The following is a 15,247-nucleotide window of genomic DNA, read 5'->3' on the forward strand; positions in this document are numbered from 1 at the left end:
GAAATGATATCACCTGATGAAAAGCTATCGATATCACGGCAGTGCAAGCTGGTGTCTCTGAATCGCAGCTCCCTCTATTACAAGAGCATGCCTGTTAAAGGCGAGAACATAGAACTCATGAAAAGGATTGATGAACTATATACCGATAATCCCGACTTTGGTAGTCGCCAAATACGCAACAGCCTGCGTCGAGAAGGAAGGAAAATCAACAGGAAAAGAGTGCAGCGATTGATGCGCGACATGGGAATTATGGCGATTTTTCCTGGAAGAAACCTTTCAAAACCCGGTATAGGGTCAGAGCATAAAGTCTATCCGTACCTCTTGAGAAAGCTGAGTATCAGCCGACCAAACCAAGTGTGGGCTACAGATATTACCTATATCCGGCTTGCTCATGGTTTTGTCTATCTGGTCGCGATCATTGACTGGTATAGCCGGAAAATCCTCAGTCATGAAATCTCTACCACTATGGATCAAGAGTTCTGTATCTCTGCATATCGAATGGCGATAACTCAATATGGTAATCCGGAAATCTTGAACTCCGATCAGGGGAGCCAATTTACCTCAAAAGAATACAGAAAATTAGTCTTGGGTTCCGGGGCTACATTCAGCATGGATGGCAAAGGAAGAGCATTGGACAATATTGCAATAGAAAGGTTCTGGCGAACCCTGAAATATGGAGAAGTGTACCTCAAGGAATATGAATCAGTTAGGGAGGCAAAAGACGGTATAAAAGCGCTCATTGAAAAGTATAACAGCAGGCGTCCGCATACCAAGCATGGTATTTCCACGCCGGATGAAGTATTTGGAGTGGCAGCATAAATCTCATTAAGATTTTCTAAATGCTGTCTTGACGAAGGGGTCCACTATACTCCGCATCTTTTGAGGTCTTCTTTGCCTCAATAACGGCTACAGGCTTGCCGTCTTTTCCCAATAACACAATCGTTGAATTGGTGCCCCTCATACTTTGTTCCGGGTTCAGCAACTCCATCACTAAGTGGTACGGGTATATCATATTCCAGTACAACCTGAGTCCGGTCGTTTACATCCCATCCGGCTTCTTTTAGCTCTTTTAATCACATACTTTTATTTATACCATATCTTTGTTACGTTTGTACCCCTTGTTCAAAGAAGCATTTCAGCAAGAGTTATTGGCGAGAAATATTTTGATATCATGGAATTGGCCGATCCTCTGTTGAATGAACTTGAGGAAAACTCATGGTACATAAACGCTTTGCAGCGAAATCTACTTCATCTACGTAGGCAGAACCAGTATGCCTTGTGTCATGCTAGTTCTGCCGAAGTTTTTACTCTTTGTTCCCCTCTCCTCTATAATAAGCCATGCTCTTTTTCGGGAGCTGATTTATTCTCCAAGGGCCTCTCTATCGGCCTTCTGCTTTTTCATCCGATTCATCTGGGCAATTGCTCTTTTGTCTCCCGAAGTTTTAGCCAACTGAGTCATATCATCAAGAGCCTTATCGTAATCGCCCATCACTTCGGTTAACAGTATTGCGTTGTACAAGGCAGCAAAATCCGAGGTTTCACTGTAGATCTCCATATACAGATCATAGGCTTCTTGGTAAAAATCTCCTTTGATGAGGTCATTAATCCTCTCTACACGGGGGTCCTTATCATTTTCAAGCTTCGCCATTGTTCGATATTCGGTATAGGTCTTGGGAATGAGATCATATGTTACTTTATTCACGATTCGATCGATGGCCTGGAATCGTACAGCTTCCTTTGATTTGAGGGCTTCGTATTTATTAGCGGTATCCTTTGCAGTTACCGTGTACTCAATGGTATCGAGGACGGTGAGGTCGGACGCCGAAAGAATTTTGAAAACAACTGTTATTTGGGCTTCTCGTGTGTATTCCGGTACTTTGGTAGTATTGCCGTCGGCATCGGTTCTCTCATTATATTCTTTATTGTAATCATCCAGTACCGAAGCAATCTTTCCTGTCACGACAGCCTCTGCTGTAATGGTGCCATTTGCTGCCTGCTGCTGCAGTTGTTCTGTTGAGATAACCGTAAAGTAATCGGAAGAAGCTAAAACCGACTCAACCTTACTTGTCAGGGCAGAGGCCAACTTCAAATCATCATGTAATGCTCTGCTATTGTACCAGGAAAAATAATACCGTAAGTCCTTTGTTGCTTCCGAGGCATCTTCAGAAGATGTGGTAAAGGGGATGACTCCGATGGTACGGGCACCACCATAATTTAGATTGGGAGGGACGGTCATCTGGACAGGAATGGATGTGCTGCAGCCAAATAAAATCATGCTGAGCACTAATGCAGTGAGAAGCTTTTTCATGTTGTCTCCTTGATTTACTTTGTAAAAATGATTTTTTAGAAAGATTTGCCTTTCTTGTCAAGGTAAAATTTGCTTTTTCCTTACCAATTATGTATGTCGTATCTTTTTTGTTGCCGACAGATACTGATATCGGTGATGACAAGCTTCCATGATGAAAAAGTATGGATATGGTTGCCGAGAGCTATATGGCTCAATTCCACGACTTTCTATCCCGCTTACTATCATTCACCACATCAAATTTCTCTTTGGGGCTCCTGTGGGGTCGGAAGTATCAGTTGATAGAAGACCAGGTTAAGCCATCTTCCAAATTTGTAACCTACTTGTTTAAGTTCTCCGCATAAAGAAAAGCCCAGCTTTTTGTGGAGATGAATCGAGGCTGCGTTTTCTGAATCGATTCCAGCTATAAGGCAATGATAATCCTGTTCTGCTGCCTTAGCGATAATTTCGCGGAGCAAAAGCTCTCCATATCCGCATCCCCGGTATTCTTTCTGAATGTAGATCGAATGCTCCACCGTGTAATGGTAGGCGGGTCTGGCCCTGAAATTCCCATAGGTTCCGAAACCGATCAGCCGATTCTTATCATCAACAAGACCTATTATCGGAAATCCCTTTTTCTCTTTGTCGTCGAACCAGGTTCCCATCGATTCGATTGTTCTTGGTTTGTAATCGTACAAGGCTGTCGAGTGGATAATCGCTTCATTGTAAATATCCAAGATCGAGGAAGCAAAGCTCCTGCCGCAATCAATTAATTTCATGTCAAACCTCGTTTATTCCTCTCAAGGCCTTTTCCAAAGCCTTATTGAAAAAATTCCAGTCATGACCACCTGGCCATTCTTCGTAACGGTGGGGAATATTTAGCTTTTCCAATTCGTGCGAGAAGCGTTGATTTTCATCTTTCAAATGATCTGCTGTTCCGCAGGCCAGATAGAGTCGGGGAGGGGCTGGTCTTGACTTTGCCAGTTCGAGCAGCTCGTATTCTGGTTTCCACTCCAATGCCTGACCGAATATCGACTCAAAATCGTTGAGAAGCTGCTTGCCATACTGTTTTTCCATTTCCGCTGTCTTCCCATAGCGTTGTTGCCTTTCCAGCCCTTCCTTCAGGAAAAGGCAGGCAGAAGAGAAGGCTGCACAATAGCCATACTGATCGGGATAGGAAAGCGCGCATTTCAATGCACCGTATCCCCCCATTGAAGCACCGATAACCAAGGTGTCTTCCCTTTTTGCCGATATATTGAAAACTTTTTTGACAATGACGGGTAGCTCCTGATGAATGTAGGTGAAGAATTTCTGGCCGAAGACCATATCGGTATAAAAACTTCTTGCCACTTCGGGCATGATGAACATGATGTCGAATACTTCGGCGTAGGCAGGAAGCATTGTGTAATCCAGCCAGTCTCCGTTTCTGCCGCAAAGGCCGTGCAAAAGATAGGCGACCCTGTATGGGGGAGTGTCTATGGTTCTATTGGGGATAAGTATTGAAAGGCCTGTTTCCATTTCAAGTATTTGTGAAAAAAAAGATCCTCGTAATATCATAGTGGACTCCTCAAACAATAGCGATGCTATATCGAACACTTTACCTTGAGGTGGAGAAACGCCTTGTAGTTCGTGATTATTGTTCAGCATAGATGCAATAGCCTGTCGTGACAAGCTGTATTGTTTACTTAGTGTTCCGAATCCTGGTGGTCTGTCTGCTCTTTTTTCGATAATATACTCGATTTAGTGCCGGTACTCGCTTTTTTCTGTGCTTTGTCCTCCAGGTGGCTGCAGGAAAAGGAATTACGTTCCTTCAATCACCAGGATTCGGAACAGTAGGTATTGTTTATTAGCAGACATTCTCCCTATCTCTTTTGGCCTTGTCGTTGATTGTGTGTACTGAATTATATATAGATAGTAAGATGTCGTGCGATGATAAAAATCCTACGATATTGTTCCGATCCTGTATGCGAGTTGAAATGGGGCTGGGGAGAACACGCTGTTAGAAAGCATGCTCATAGCCTCTGGTCTTTTAGCATTGTTTTGTCGGGCCGAACGCAGATTGCGCTTGGTAGAGATCGAGCGATCCTGTCGGCCGGCAGTTCCATTGCGATTCCAAGTGGGGTTGCTCATCTCTGTACGCCGGAAAAGGAACCTCCTTTTACCTTTGCCGTTCTTTACTGTGACGAAAGGTGGTTGAAGACGTGTGGAGTTGATTCAGACCGTATCCTTTGGGGGCGGCTCGGTGCACAGGAGTTTCAGGAAATGCTGCATACATCGAAGGGAACTGAAGCTGGTAGGATGTTGGGATCCCTCTTGCAGCGCTTCGAAAGAATCCTGCCGGATGTGGATCGGCTTACCTTTCCCAAGAATGCAGATTCGGGGTTTGCCCCTGTTTCCATTAGGTCGACATCTGAGAACCGCTTCAAGGCGTATCGGCAATATGCTCAGCGTTATTCTTTAGGTCCCCATGCTGTTCGGCAGAATAGGCGTATCGAGTTGGCAAAAGCCGCCTTACGTACGGGGCTATCCGTTGCGGAAACAGCTGCAGCCTGCGAATTTTACGATCAAAGCCATTTTGTTAAAACCTTCCGCCTTTATACCGGCACCACCCCTTCATTATACAAAAAGGGCATATAGCGCACATTTTTACAAGCCAAAATTGCTGCTTTCTTCCATACTTTTCGGGTAAGGAGACCATATGAAAGCTGCCATCATTGTAGACACTGCTCTTCCCTTAGGCTTGATCGCTAATTCTGCTGCTGTACTTGGGGCCTCGCTTGGGGCATTGCATCCTGAAATTATCGGTGAGGACCTTGCCGACCTATCGGGGCGCAGACATGCGGGTATAACCGGCCTTCCAATTCCCATTCTTGGAGCAGATAAAGAACGACTTCGCAAGCTGGTAGACAGCGCGGAGCATGATGATGATATTGATTTTATTGCCTTTAACGATGTGGCACAACGATGCAAGAGCTATAAGGAGTATTCGGAATTATTGGCAACGGTCCCTTCGGATACACTTCGTTATCTTGCGCTTCTTGTTGTAGGAAAAAAACAAGCGGTTAACAGGCTTACCGGTTCTTTACCCTTGGCGAAGTGAGGTGAAACTTCCATAAGGAGGGCCATATGCAGCTGCAGCCTGCTGTTTTTGAAGGTATGGGTTACTCATTATTTACCTTGTTGATATAGCGATAGATAGTGGGTTCTGAACAGGCAAGTTGCTTCGCCGCCTCTTTTACCGCTCCTTTTACCATGAAAATTCCTTTCTGATTAAGGATGTCGACGACGTGCAGACGATCATCCTGCGATAATCGATCCGAGGGAATACCGTTTTCACTAAGATATTTGTCCAGTACACTACTAATTTCTTCGGCGGCTGAACCGTAAAAGCGTTCTTCCGCATTATCGACAATCGTACTGGAATCGTACGACGTATTCAGTTCTACGAGCTTATCCGGATGGCATAGCTTCAGTATATTTTCGCTTAACGCTTTATATCGTCTATCGTCGAAATTGATACAAAGAAGTCCTGCAATCTCATCTTTTTCATCCTTGATGAAAAGAGTGGAGGATCTTAAAATCCTTTGGTCCTTTGAAATGCCATTATAGTTTATCTTGTAATCTTCTTTTTTATACCGTTCTTCTGATATGACTTCGAGGCCAAAGTTCGTCATCGGCCCGCCGACGCTGCGATGGCTTACATGGCCATTTGCGATTGCCACAATGGAATTGATATGATCGTCGACATCATGAAGAACCACCTCATAGTCCGGTCCCAAAGCTTTACCCAGAAATTCGACAATGATGCTGTACTGCTTTTTCATGGCATCGTTCATAGTAGTGCCTGCTTTCTCTCATTCATTGTTTCTATGGAAGAATACTTTAATTCTACCATGCTGTTGGCGGAAGTACAACATGGCTAAAAATAAACGCTGTCGTTTTGGCGGGCACATGTTTTTTACCTCTCTTTCCACTATGGACGGTGGAAAGAGAGGTTATCGCTCAACCAATGCCGCCGTACAAAATACCAAGAATATAAATAAGAATTGTAAAACCGCAGAACACATATTTTGTCATAGGTTCGAACCATCTGCCGATTTTCTTTTTGCGGCCTGTCTGGGCTTGCTGACGTGCGAATCCCGGCCCGCAGACCCAGAAAAACATGATTCCGGAAAGCAATGCGCCTAGAGGTATAATATAAATTGATACAATATCCATCCATGTGCCCAACGTCGACCCATTCTCCAGGATGAGCCCTGCACTTGCACTTATTATTGCGACAACGGCAATTGCCGTACCTCTTGATACCTTAAATCGTTGTTGGATTGCTTCGACTGGGGTTTCAAGCAGGTTCATAAGCGAGCTGATCCCGGCAAAGAGTACTGCAACGAAAAAAATGATGGAAAATAGGTAGCCCATCGGCATCATCTTGAAGACATTCGGCATGGTGATGAACATCAATGGAGGTCCTGCTGTCGGATCGAGGTGGAAGACAAAGACTGCGGGAAGAATTACGATCGCGGCAAGCAGCGCAGCAATGGTATCGTAGAGGGCCACGTTTTTCGCGCAGCTGACGACATCTTCTGTATTCTTTAGATAGCTTCCGTACACTACCGTTCCGGATCCTGCAAGTGAAAGAGAGAAAAATGCCTGGCCGAGGGCGTATACCCAGGTTTTAGGTTTTGCAAGAAGTTCCCACTTAGGAATAAAAAGATACCTATAGCCTTCGATTGATCCGGGAAGCGTGAGGACTCGAATCGCTAGAAGAACAAAAAGAATGAAAAAGGTAGGCATCATGAATTTATTCACTTTTTCTATGCCTTTGGCAATTCCCATAAGCATAATTACAAAGGTTAAGGCCAGGCCGGTAAAATGCCAGCCGATACTTCCCAGCGGGCCTGCAATCTTGCCGAAATATGCGGCGCTGTCTGTTGTATTGATCACGGCTCCGGTAATAGATCCCACTACAAAACGTAGTATCCAACCAACGACGACCGCGTAGCCAATGGCGATACCGAGGGAGCCTATGACCGGTATAAGGCCCAAAAGCTCTCCGTGTTTTTTGCCTCTGCGTAGAAATGCCTTTTTGAAGGACCCCAATGGCCCTGTTCTCATTGCCCGACCGAAGGACATTTCTCCAATGACTCCCACCAGACCTATAACGATAATGGAAAGGCAGTAGGGTATGAGAAAAGCGGCTCCACCGAATTGCCCGATTCGGTAGGGAAACAGCCACAAATTTGCCATCCCGACGGCGGATCCGATACAGGCCAGAATAAAACCTATTCGTGTATTAAAGCTGTCACGGGTAATTTCTGCACTTTTGTCATCCATTCTTTTCTCCTTTTATTGTTTAAGAAGAAAGGCGGAACCGGAGCCTCCATTGAGAAAGCCCCGATTATTACTTTTATGTAAGAGGCTTAAGGCTTGCCTGAAAATGTCGCAAGACAGGAGGTTCCCAGGTGATTTTGTAGCCTTTTACCCTATTTGCCCTCTTCTTTATCTCGATTAATGCTTCTGCCATTACGTCGATATGGGCCTGAGTGTAGACCCTTCTGGGAATGGCGAGTCTGGTGAACTCAAATTCCGCGTGAAGTTGTTTACCGGTATCGGGATCGTTGCCAAGCATGTACGAGCCTATGTCGCATGTTCGAATACCGGCCTCTTTGTAGAGTTCCACGGCAAGCGCCTGACCAGGGAACTCATAATAGGGAATATGGGGCAACAAGGCCTTTGCATCTACAAAGATGCCGTGTCCCCCGGCCGGTGCCTGGTAGGTGATCCCCGCATCATCCAAGCGACTGGCGAGATATTCTATTTGCCCGATTCGGTAACGCAACTGATTTTCGTCGATTCCTTCGTAAAGGCCTATCGCAAGGCTTTCAAGATCCCGTCCCGAAAGACCTCCGTAGGTTATAAAGCCCTCGAACGATATGGTTCTCCCCTTGCAGGCCGAAAAAAGTTCGGCATCATCCTTTATACCAATAAGGCCTCCCATGTTTACAATGGCATCTTTTTTTGCACTCATGGTAAACATATCTGCATAGGAGAACATTTCATTGGTAATATCTTTAATCGAAGCATCACGATAACCATCTTCCCGCTTTTTGATGAAAAAGGCGTTTTCTGCAAAACGTGCTGCATCAATACAAAACTTGATATTATATTTCTTGCAAACCGATGCCGTTTCTCGGATGTTTTGCATCGATACCGGCTGCCCTCCTGCCGAATTGTTGGTAACGGTCATGACGACAAGCGCGACCTTTTCGGCTCCGTATTTTTTAATTAGTGATTCTAGCTTGTCAACGTCCATATTCCCTTTGAATGGTGCCCGTTTGGCAGGATCCATAGCATCGGAAACCACACAATCGATGGCCCTCGCTCCGGTAAGTTCGACGTGCGCTCTAGTTGTATCAAAATGCATGTTGGAAATCGAAAACTGGCCTTTTCCCATCAGAATGCCGAAAAGAACCTTTTCAGCTGCCCGCCCCTGATGGACCGGCTGGATGTATGCATAACCGGTGATATCCTGGGCTGCCTCGAGAAGTTTGTAATAGCTGGCACCGCCGGCATAGGCTTCGTCGCCTTTCATGACCCCGGCCCATTGTTCCTGACTCATTGCATTGGTACCGCTGTCGGTCAGTAGGTCGATATAGACATCTTTTCCTTTAAGATTGAAGAGGTTGTATTTTGCTTCAGCAATCCTTTGTTCCCGTTCTTCGGGGGTAAGCATCTTAATTGTTTCAACCATTTTGATTCTAAACGGTTCTGGTAAATATGTTATTGCCATAATGAACTCCAATGAAGATATGATGAAAATTAGTTTTTAGCAGCAATTGCTTCAATTTCTACCAAAGCATCTTTTGGTAATCGAGAAACTTCGACTGCAGAACGAGCGGGGACAGACTCTTGATCGAACATTTCCCGATATACTTCATTCATGCTTGTGAAATTTTTCATGTCGCTTAAAAATACCGTTGTTTTCACGACCCGATCCAAATCGAGTCCTCGTGCCTGCAGTACCTGTTTTACATTCTCTACGGATTGTTGTGTTTGGCCCTTTATCTCGGCAGACGCAAAGCAACCAGTAGCGGGATTGATCGGAAGTTGTCCCGATACGAAGATTAGGGTATCGGTTTCAACGGCCTGAGAGTAAGGGCCTATTGCGGGCGGAGCTTTTTCGGTTACAATTCGTTTTATCATATAAATCCTCCTGTTGATAAAATTTTATCTCTATAATATTTTTTTGTCAAATTAATAATAGAAAATTATCAAATTGAGTATATAATGTATGAATCTTGTGCATATAAATGCTGTTTTTGATTTTTGTGATAAAAATTTATTGTATTGCTTATTGTCCTACTATTGTTCCGCCCGTTTGTCTATGCAGCGCAATTTCTCCTGTTTGTGCATTCTCTCTGTCCGGGGGAAGCCTTCTTTGTTGCGGCTTCATCCCAAATGGTTTGTATTGCATGTAGAAATATTTCCGCACTGCGTTGGTCTTGGCCACTTTCTTCTGCTACTATGTCTGGCGGGGGGAGGTTGCCATTTCTGGTACGGTAATACACTACCCTTTCAAGGCAGTGAAGCGGGGCTGTGTCCTGTTCATCGGCAAGGAACGTTGCATCAAAACTCATCCAGTACGGTTGAACCTTGAAAAGCTGAAAAACTGCATATTGCATGGCACTGCTTACCGCTTGCTGGGGTTTTTCCGGGAATTCCACAGAGGAAAGAAGAGCAAAACGTGCTTTACGGTATCCTTCGAGGGTAAACGTTGCCAGCGTGAGTGAGTGGTCTTTTTTATCCAGATAAAGAGTCGGTGGATTCGTTACAAGATTGCCGCCAAGACAAATCCGAAGATACCTGTCGTTTTCTATTATTTGGCGCTTGCATCGACATTGATCAATAAGGCATTTGATATCAGATGATAGCGTGAGTTGTGAGGAACAGGCTCTGGCAATTTCTCCGTGAAAAAGCGTTTGGGGAAGTTTAGAAAATTCTCTGAGCAATAGAAAAGGCAGAGGAGAAGCAATAATCGCACTTTCTATTCCCTTTTCTTCATATTCCCGGCATGCCGCGGTACGGGCAAAAAAACGGATGTCGCCTTCGAAAAAAGAATCGAGTAGTACGACTTCACCCCAGCTCTGGAAACATGCGCCGTTGAAAAAAAGAAGCCCTAACATACAGCCTCCTCCCTCTCTCGCTTTTGCTTCCGCCGGTTTGCTGAAAAGCATTTCGTGGGAGTCCCGTATTTTGGCTATAAGGAAACCATCTCCCACTATTTTTTCCACTTCAAAGATGGTATAAAACCATGGATACGTAGTAAAATGCTCAAGTACAGCCTTTATGTTGAGGTCGACTTTAGGTGCGATGCGCCTTGCAAAAGCCCTGGTAGATTCTGGATCCGTCAAAATGCTTCCTACTCTTGCGGTCTGAAATACCCTTCTTTTTGTTTCTCCAGAAAAAGGCCCTGCGGCAAGGGAAAAACGCCTCCATTCACGGTCGATATCCTCACTTGTGGTCATAAGGTCGGCCAGGACCTCCAGAGCCGTTTGCATGTAGTATACACGGGCGGCGAATACTGTTTGAGTTGTTTCCATGATATGCTCTCCTTTTTTCGTCTATGATAAATAAAGCGAAAAAAAGCATGGATGATTGCATTAAGGAAAATTATTGAGAGATTTTTCTGATAGTGTCCGGAATCCTGGTGGTAATAAGAGGATACCTTTCGATTGGACCTACGAATCACCAGGATTCGGAACAGTGCCGAAATCCTTAAAAAGCTGGCTTGTCTGAATACCGCTATTTGCCTGATATTTACCGTCTGTATATTCGACATGATCTTCGGAAATCTGGTGATAGTAGATCTGACAAATCTCAACTGCGGGATAAATGACAATGGGTTGAACACAGAAAATTTCCAGTGTCCAATATCCCCGAAATCCGACATCACCGAAGCCTGCCGTGACATGGATGAACAGTCCCAGCCTTCCAACGGAAGAGCGCCCCTCAAGCATGGGGACAGCATGATGGGTTTCGGTATATTCGATGGTCCTTCCAAGGTATAACCTGCCAGGCTCCAGGGTAAGACCTTCCTGCGGAATGGTTATTTCGTCTGCAGGGTTATCACGCTTCATATCTAAAAGGCGATCTCGATAGACCACCAATTTGTTATGAAGCCGGAGATTGTAGCTATTCGGATTCAGCTGTCCTTCATTGTATGGTTCAATGATGATGTGCTTTCCGAGCTTTTTTTTGATTTCGTTTCCCGAGAGAATCATGTTGGCAGTGTAGCCGGATATGCTTTCGAGTACAAGCAGGAAATCTGCTCTTGCCGGCTGAGCTCTTTGTTGGTAGTTTTGAGGTATAATGGATCCTGTCGAATGCCTCGCCGAGGCCGGACATAATAGTGCCTATGTTCTCTGGAGCGCCTTGGATGGCTATTTTGGCAGTGATAGTTCTTCCGATTACCAAATTGCTTGCACCGAGGCAACGCTTCCGCAGCTTGCGGGCATGCCGGGAGCTCTTGAATTCCCCGGTTCAGAATGGGCCGATGCTATCTGGTATCCGGCCGATCGAGGCCGTGGTGTTATGCTTCGTTGCGTTGATGCACTTGATGTTGCTCCTCCCAGCACCGTGATACAGGGCCGTTTGTTACGTATGCCGGGGAAGGCGTGGTATCGAGATCCTTTTGGATGCTATCCTCTCCTTCGAAATTCGCAGCTTAGTGTGGATTTTGAGGATGAGGGAAGTTGGCTTGATGCTGCGGAGATTGCCATCTATCTCTCACGATATGATTATCGACTGCCCGAAAAGGGTTTCGGTCCAAAGCGTTTTACCGGTCTGAAATTGCTTCCGGGTGAGCAACGGATGCTTTTGATGCTGATGCTTGGTGGTGAGCACCCAGATAGAGGCCTGCGTTTTCTTTTTGACTGCGGCTTTATTGAAGAACATTGGCCTCTCTTTCTCAGTATGGCAAGGACACATCAAAGCAAGGATTTTCATCCGGAAGGTAATGTGTGGGACCATACTCTTGCCACGCTTGTGCACCGAAAGAAGGCGGATCCCGAGCTGGGGCTGGCTCTTTTACTCCATGACTGCGGAAAACCCTCTTCTCACCGGTCGGAAGGTAATCAATTTCACCGACATGCACAGATAGGAGCCGCTGTTGCGGTTCGTTTTCTTCGTTCGCTTGAGTTCGATGAAGAAGTGATCAGGCGTATTCGTTATCTGGTCGCAAATCATATGGTTCCCTCGTTTTTGTCTGCCTCTCCGCCTCCTGCGATTGCCGAAGTACTTGACCATGAACTCTTTCCCTTGCTTCTTGAACTTTTTCGCTGTGATATTTCTTCGTCATTTCGGGGACCCGAGCCCTATTATCAGGCGTGCAAGTTGTATCGTAATTGGAAAAGAAAGCGTAGGGTTTGATTTTTAGGCTAAGAGTACTTAACGTTTGTGTTAGAATACCATGATGTTTTTGTTAGATAATTATCGTTTCTCGCTTTTGGGCGCTGTTGGGATTAAGCGTCTTTATACTAAGATTTTTCCATGATTACGATTCTTTATATTGACGATGATCTGCATGACGGAGAGCTTGTTCATTCCATGCTGTTCGGTTACCGTGTAGTTCTTGCCAGAAACGGTACGGCTGGGCTTGAAGCCTATTATCGCTTTATGCCGGATATTGTCATTCTCGACATACTTTTGCCCGATATGAACGGCTTGGAATTGCTTGATCGCTTGCCTACCGGTTGTGAACAGCATCCCGAAATTATTGCCCTTTCAGGTGTCGCCGATCCTGGTCTTGCTCAGGAGGTTCGGCGGCGGGGTGTGAAGAAATTTTTGAGAAAACCTATAGAGAGTAAAATACTCAAAGGTGCCATCAACGAGTTGCTTAGAGGCAATGGTGCGGCGGGCCATGGGCAGCTGCAGGAACATCCTCCTGAATATGAGAACACCTTGAACGTGAAAAGCCCCGCATTTGCTTCGATTATTGGTTCTTCAAGGATAATTTCCCGGTTGAAGGATCGGGCACATCGTTATGCCCGCTGCTCTTTTCCTGTTCTCATCCTAGGCGAGAGCGGAACCGGTAAGGAGCTTTTCGCAAAGAGTATTCATGAACTTTCCAGACGATGCAAAGATCCTTTTATCGTTCTTAATTGTGCAGCACTCCCCGACACTTTGATCGAGTCGGAACTTTTCGGTACCGAAGCAGGGGCCTTCACCGGGGCGGTCAATCGGGCCGGAGGATTCGAGCTGGCAAACGGTGGAACCCTTTTCCTCGATGAGATCGGTGAGCTCTCGCCTTCCGGGCAGGCGAAACTCCTTCGTATCTTGGAAGAGAAGGTGGTATATAGACTTGGGTCAAGACGGGCTAGGAAAATCGATGTCCGTTTTGTTGCTGCCACGAATAAAGATCTCTTTTTGCGCGCCGAGGGAGGGATGTTTCGGAAGGATCTCTTCTATCGGATTTCCGGTCTCGAACTGCATATTCCCCCGCTTCGGGAACGGAAAGAAGATATAGAGGAACTTTCAGACACGATTCTTCGCAAAGGGGTTGAGGGGGCTGAGTCGAATAGGCATTATCGTCTTTCAGCGGGAGCCTTGGCACAACTCAGGGCTCATCATTGGCCGGGAAATGTAAGGGAACTGGAACACGTCCTTCATCGTGCCATGCTTCATAGCGATTCGGCAGTAATCGAAGCAGCCCATTTGGAAATTTCTCGTAATGGGAGGGGCTATGCTTCTTTGCCTATGGATGAAAAGCAACTCCCTCTTTTTTGACACAAATTCATCGCTATCGAATAATTCGTACTGCATTTCCCAATAAGACAGGATAACGATTGCCTTGTGCGTCTTCGGAATATCCAATATACGTACCGAAAACGAGAACCTTTGTATTTAATGGAATTTCAGTCGGACTTGTTTCTCGCGTTCTTCCTGCCGGGATCATATCAGCAAAACGATCACCTTCAAGCTGAACATAGCAACGGTACACTTCAACCGATTCCAATCCCTCCCATTCTCCTACGGTTAACTCTAAAAGGCCGATAAAGCCTTCTTCCGCAGGCTGGAGGATTTCTCGTGCCGATACCGTCCCATCGATGGCTAATGTTTGATTCTGATTAATCTCCGGTGGCTGTGAACTATTTACCGAAAGATAGAGCGTTTTCAGATCAATTTCGGGAGCTATCGTTTGGGCGTTGGAAAAAGAAATCGCAAAACAGAAAAGGAGAAGAAAAAAGGAAAAAAAATGGTGAAAGCTTCGTCTCATCATGATATTGTAGAACGTGGAAACGTGCCGGTCAAGGACTGCCCACTGTTTTGCTGATTGCTTCATAGGTTATTTGACAAACTATCAGTAACTTCATACTATAACGAGAAGAGAACGAAGATAGAGGGTTGCTCATGAATAATAACGATATTGTACCCGGATTCGATGATGAAAAAGACGATAGTCTTAAAATACGGCTGCAGAAGGTGGATGATGTTGAAGGGTGCCTGGTTCTCTATCTGACCGGCTATATTGATACCTACAATTCCAACTTCTTTCAGAAACGGGTAACGAAAGCAGTTGAGCACAATTTTACCAGGCTGATTTTCAACTGTGGCGGACTTAACTATGTTTCCAGTACCGGTATTGGATCTTTCACTGCTTTCCTTAAGGCGGTAAAGCCTCGAGGGGGGGATTTGGTTCTGCTGGAGATCCAGCCGAAGGTCTATGAGGTATTTCAGCTGCTTGGGTTCAGCCAGTTTTTCAATATTAAAGATAATCTAAATGAAGCCGTCGAATTCTTTTCTTCGGAAGGGAAGAGTGGTGCGACGGATGTCTTCCCCAAGATTTTCCAATGTCCTATTTGCAGTAAAAAGCTCAAGGCGACAAAATCCGGAAGATTCCGCTGTAGCGAATGTAAGACGATTCTTGCCATCGATAACGCGGGGCAAGTCTTTCTGGGATAGATG

General features: G+C 45.5%; 16 protein-coding genes. 6 read left to right on the top strand and 10 right to left on the bottom strand.

Annotated elements, in window-relative coordinates:
• Positions 1-3 precede the first annotated feature (3 nt).
• Positions 4-819, top strand: coding sequence for an IS3 family transposase (locus tag SPIRS_RS00635; protein WP_013252746.1), 816 nt, complete (start codon positions 4-6; stop codon positions 817-819).
• Between the two features lie 541 nt (positions 820-1,360).
• Here SPIRS_RS00635 and SPIRS_RS00640 read toward each other — a convergent pair.
• From SPIRS_RS00640 to SPIRS_RS00650, 3 genes are all read right to left on the bottom strand, one after another.
• Complete coding sequence (locus SPIRS_RS00640; protein WP_013252747.1) at positions 1,361-2,308, bottom strand: putative periplasmic lipoprotein; 948 nt, start codon at positions 2,306-2,308, stop codon at positions 1,361-1,363.
• Positions 2,309-2,541: 233 nt separating this feature from the next.
• Positions 2,542-3,063 carry a GNAT family N-acetyltransferase gene (locus SPIRS_RS00645; protein WP_013252748.1) on the bottom strand — a complete coding sequence of 174 codons (522 nt, stop codon included), beginning with the start codon at positions 3,061-3,063 and terminating at the stop codon, positions 2,542-2,544.
• Between the two features lies 1 nt (position 3,064).
• On the bottom strand, positions 3,065-3,841 hold the full coding sequence (locus tag SPIRS_RS00650) for an alpha/beta hydrolase (RefSeq protein WP_013252749.1): 777 nt from the start codon (positions 3,839-3,841) through the stop codon (positions 3,065-3,067).
• A gap of 372 nt (positions 3,842-4,213) precedes the next feature.
• On the opposite strand from SPIRS_RS00650, the gene SPIRS_RS00655 reads away from it, so the two are divergent.
• Positions 4,214-4,921 carry an AraC family transcriptional regulator gene (locus SPIRS_RS00655; protein WP_013252750.1) on the top strand — a complete coding sequence of 236 codons (708 nt, stop codon included), beginning with the start codon at positions 4,214-4,216 and terminating at the stop codon, positions 4,919-4,921.
• A 61-nt stretch (positions 4,922-4,982) separates the two neighbouring features.
• Entirely contained in the window at positions 4,983-5,384 is a 402-nt protein-coding gene (locus SPIRS_RS00660) for a DUF2000 domain-containing protein (RefSeq protein ID WP_013252751.1), read from the top strand.
• Between the two features lie 61 nt (positions 5,385-5,445).
• Here the strand turns inward: SPIRS_RS00660 and SPIRS_RS00665 are convergent, their stop codons facing one another.
• The 6 genes from SPIRS_RS00665 to dcd form a co-directional block, all read right to left on the bottom strand.
• Complete coding sequence (locus tag SPIRS_RS00665) at positions 5,446-6,120, bottom strand: helix-turn-helix transcriptional regulator (protein ID WP_013252752.1); 675 nt, start codon at positions 6,118-6,120, stop codon at positions 5,446-5,448.
• Between the two features lie 166 nt (positions 6,121-6,286).
• Positions 6,287-7,618 carry a sodium-dependent transporter gene (locus SPIRS_RS00670; protein ID WP_013252753.1) on the bottom strand — a complete coding sequence of 444 codons (1,332 nt, stop codon included), beginning with the start codon at positions 7,616-7,618 and terminating at the stop codon, positions 6,287-6,289.
• A 73-nt stretch (positions 7,619-7,691) separates the two neighbouring features.
• A complete protein-coding gene (locus tag SPIRS_RS00675; protein WP_013252754.1) occupies positions 7,692-9,074 on the bottom strand; it encodes a tryptophanase in 1,383 nt (460 codons plus the stop codon).
• 29 nt (positions 9,075-9,103) lie between these two features.
• On the bottom strand, positions 9,104-9,487 hold the full coding sequence (locus SPIRS_RS00680) for a RidA family protein (RefSeq protein ID WP_013252755.1): 384 nt from the start codon (positions 9,485-9,487) through the stop codon (positions 9,104-9,106).
• Positions 9,488-9,666: 179 nt separating this feature from the next.
• Positions 9,667-10,884, bottom strand: a complete 1,218-nt coding sequence (locus SPIRS_RS00685; protein ID WP_013252756.1) for a hypothetical protein — start codon at positions 10,882-10,884, stop codon at positions 9,667-9,669.
• A gap of 138 nt (positions 10,885-11,022) precedes the next feature.
• Complete coding sequence (gene dcd, locus SPIRS_RS00690) at positions 11,023-11,565, bottom strand: dCTP deaminase (protein ID WP_013252757.1); 543 nt, start codon at positions 11,563-11,565, stop codon at positions 11,023-11,025.
• A gap of 88 nt (positions 11,566-11,653) precedes the next feature.
• Between dcd and SPIRS_RS00695 the strand changes: the two genes are divergently transcribed.
• Together SPIRS_RS00695 and SPIRS_RS00700 are read left to right on the top strand one after the other, a co-directional pair.
• Positions 11,654-12,712, top strand: coding sequence for an HD domain-containing protein (locus tag SPIRS_RS00695; protein WP_013252758.1), 1,059 nt, complete (start codon positions 11,654-11,656; stop codon positions 12,710-12,712).
• Between the two features lie 120 nt (positions 12,713-12,832).
• Positions 12,833-14,068 carry a sigma-54-dependent transcriptional regulator gene (locus SPIRS_RS00700; protein ID WP_013252759.1) on the top strand — a complete coding sequence of 412 codons (1,236 nt, stop codon included), beginning with the start codon at positions 12,833-12,835 and terminating at the stop codon, positions 14,066-14,068.
• Between the two features lie 13 nt (positions 14,069-14,081).
• Here the strand turns inward: SPIRS_RS00700 and SPIRS_RS00705 are convergent, their stop codons facing one another.
• Complete coding sequence (locus SPIRS_RS00705) at positions 14,082-14,624, bottom strand: hypothetical protein (RefSeq protein ID WP_013252760.1); 543 nt, start codon at positions 14,622-14,624, stop codon at positions 14,082-14,084.
• Positions 14,625-14,692: 68 nt separating this feature from the next.
• Here SPIRS_RS00705 and SPIRS_RS00710 point away from each other — a divergent pair, with 68 nt between their 5' ends.
• A complete protein-coding gene (locus SPIRS_RS00710; protein ID WP_013252761.1) occupies positions 14,693-15,244 on the top strand; it encodes an STAS domain-containing protein in 552 nt (183 codons plus the stop codon).
• Positions 15,245-15,247 lie beyond the last annotated feature (3 nt).

It is taken from the genome of Sediminispirochaeta smaragdinae DSM 11293 (assembly GCF_000143985.1).
In the GTDB taxonomy this organism is placed as follows: Bacteria; Spirochaetota; Spirochaetia; order DSM-16054; family Sediminispirochaetaceae; genus Sediminispirochaeta; species Sediminispirochaeta smaragdinae.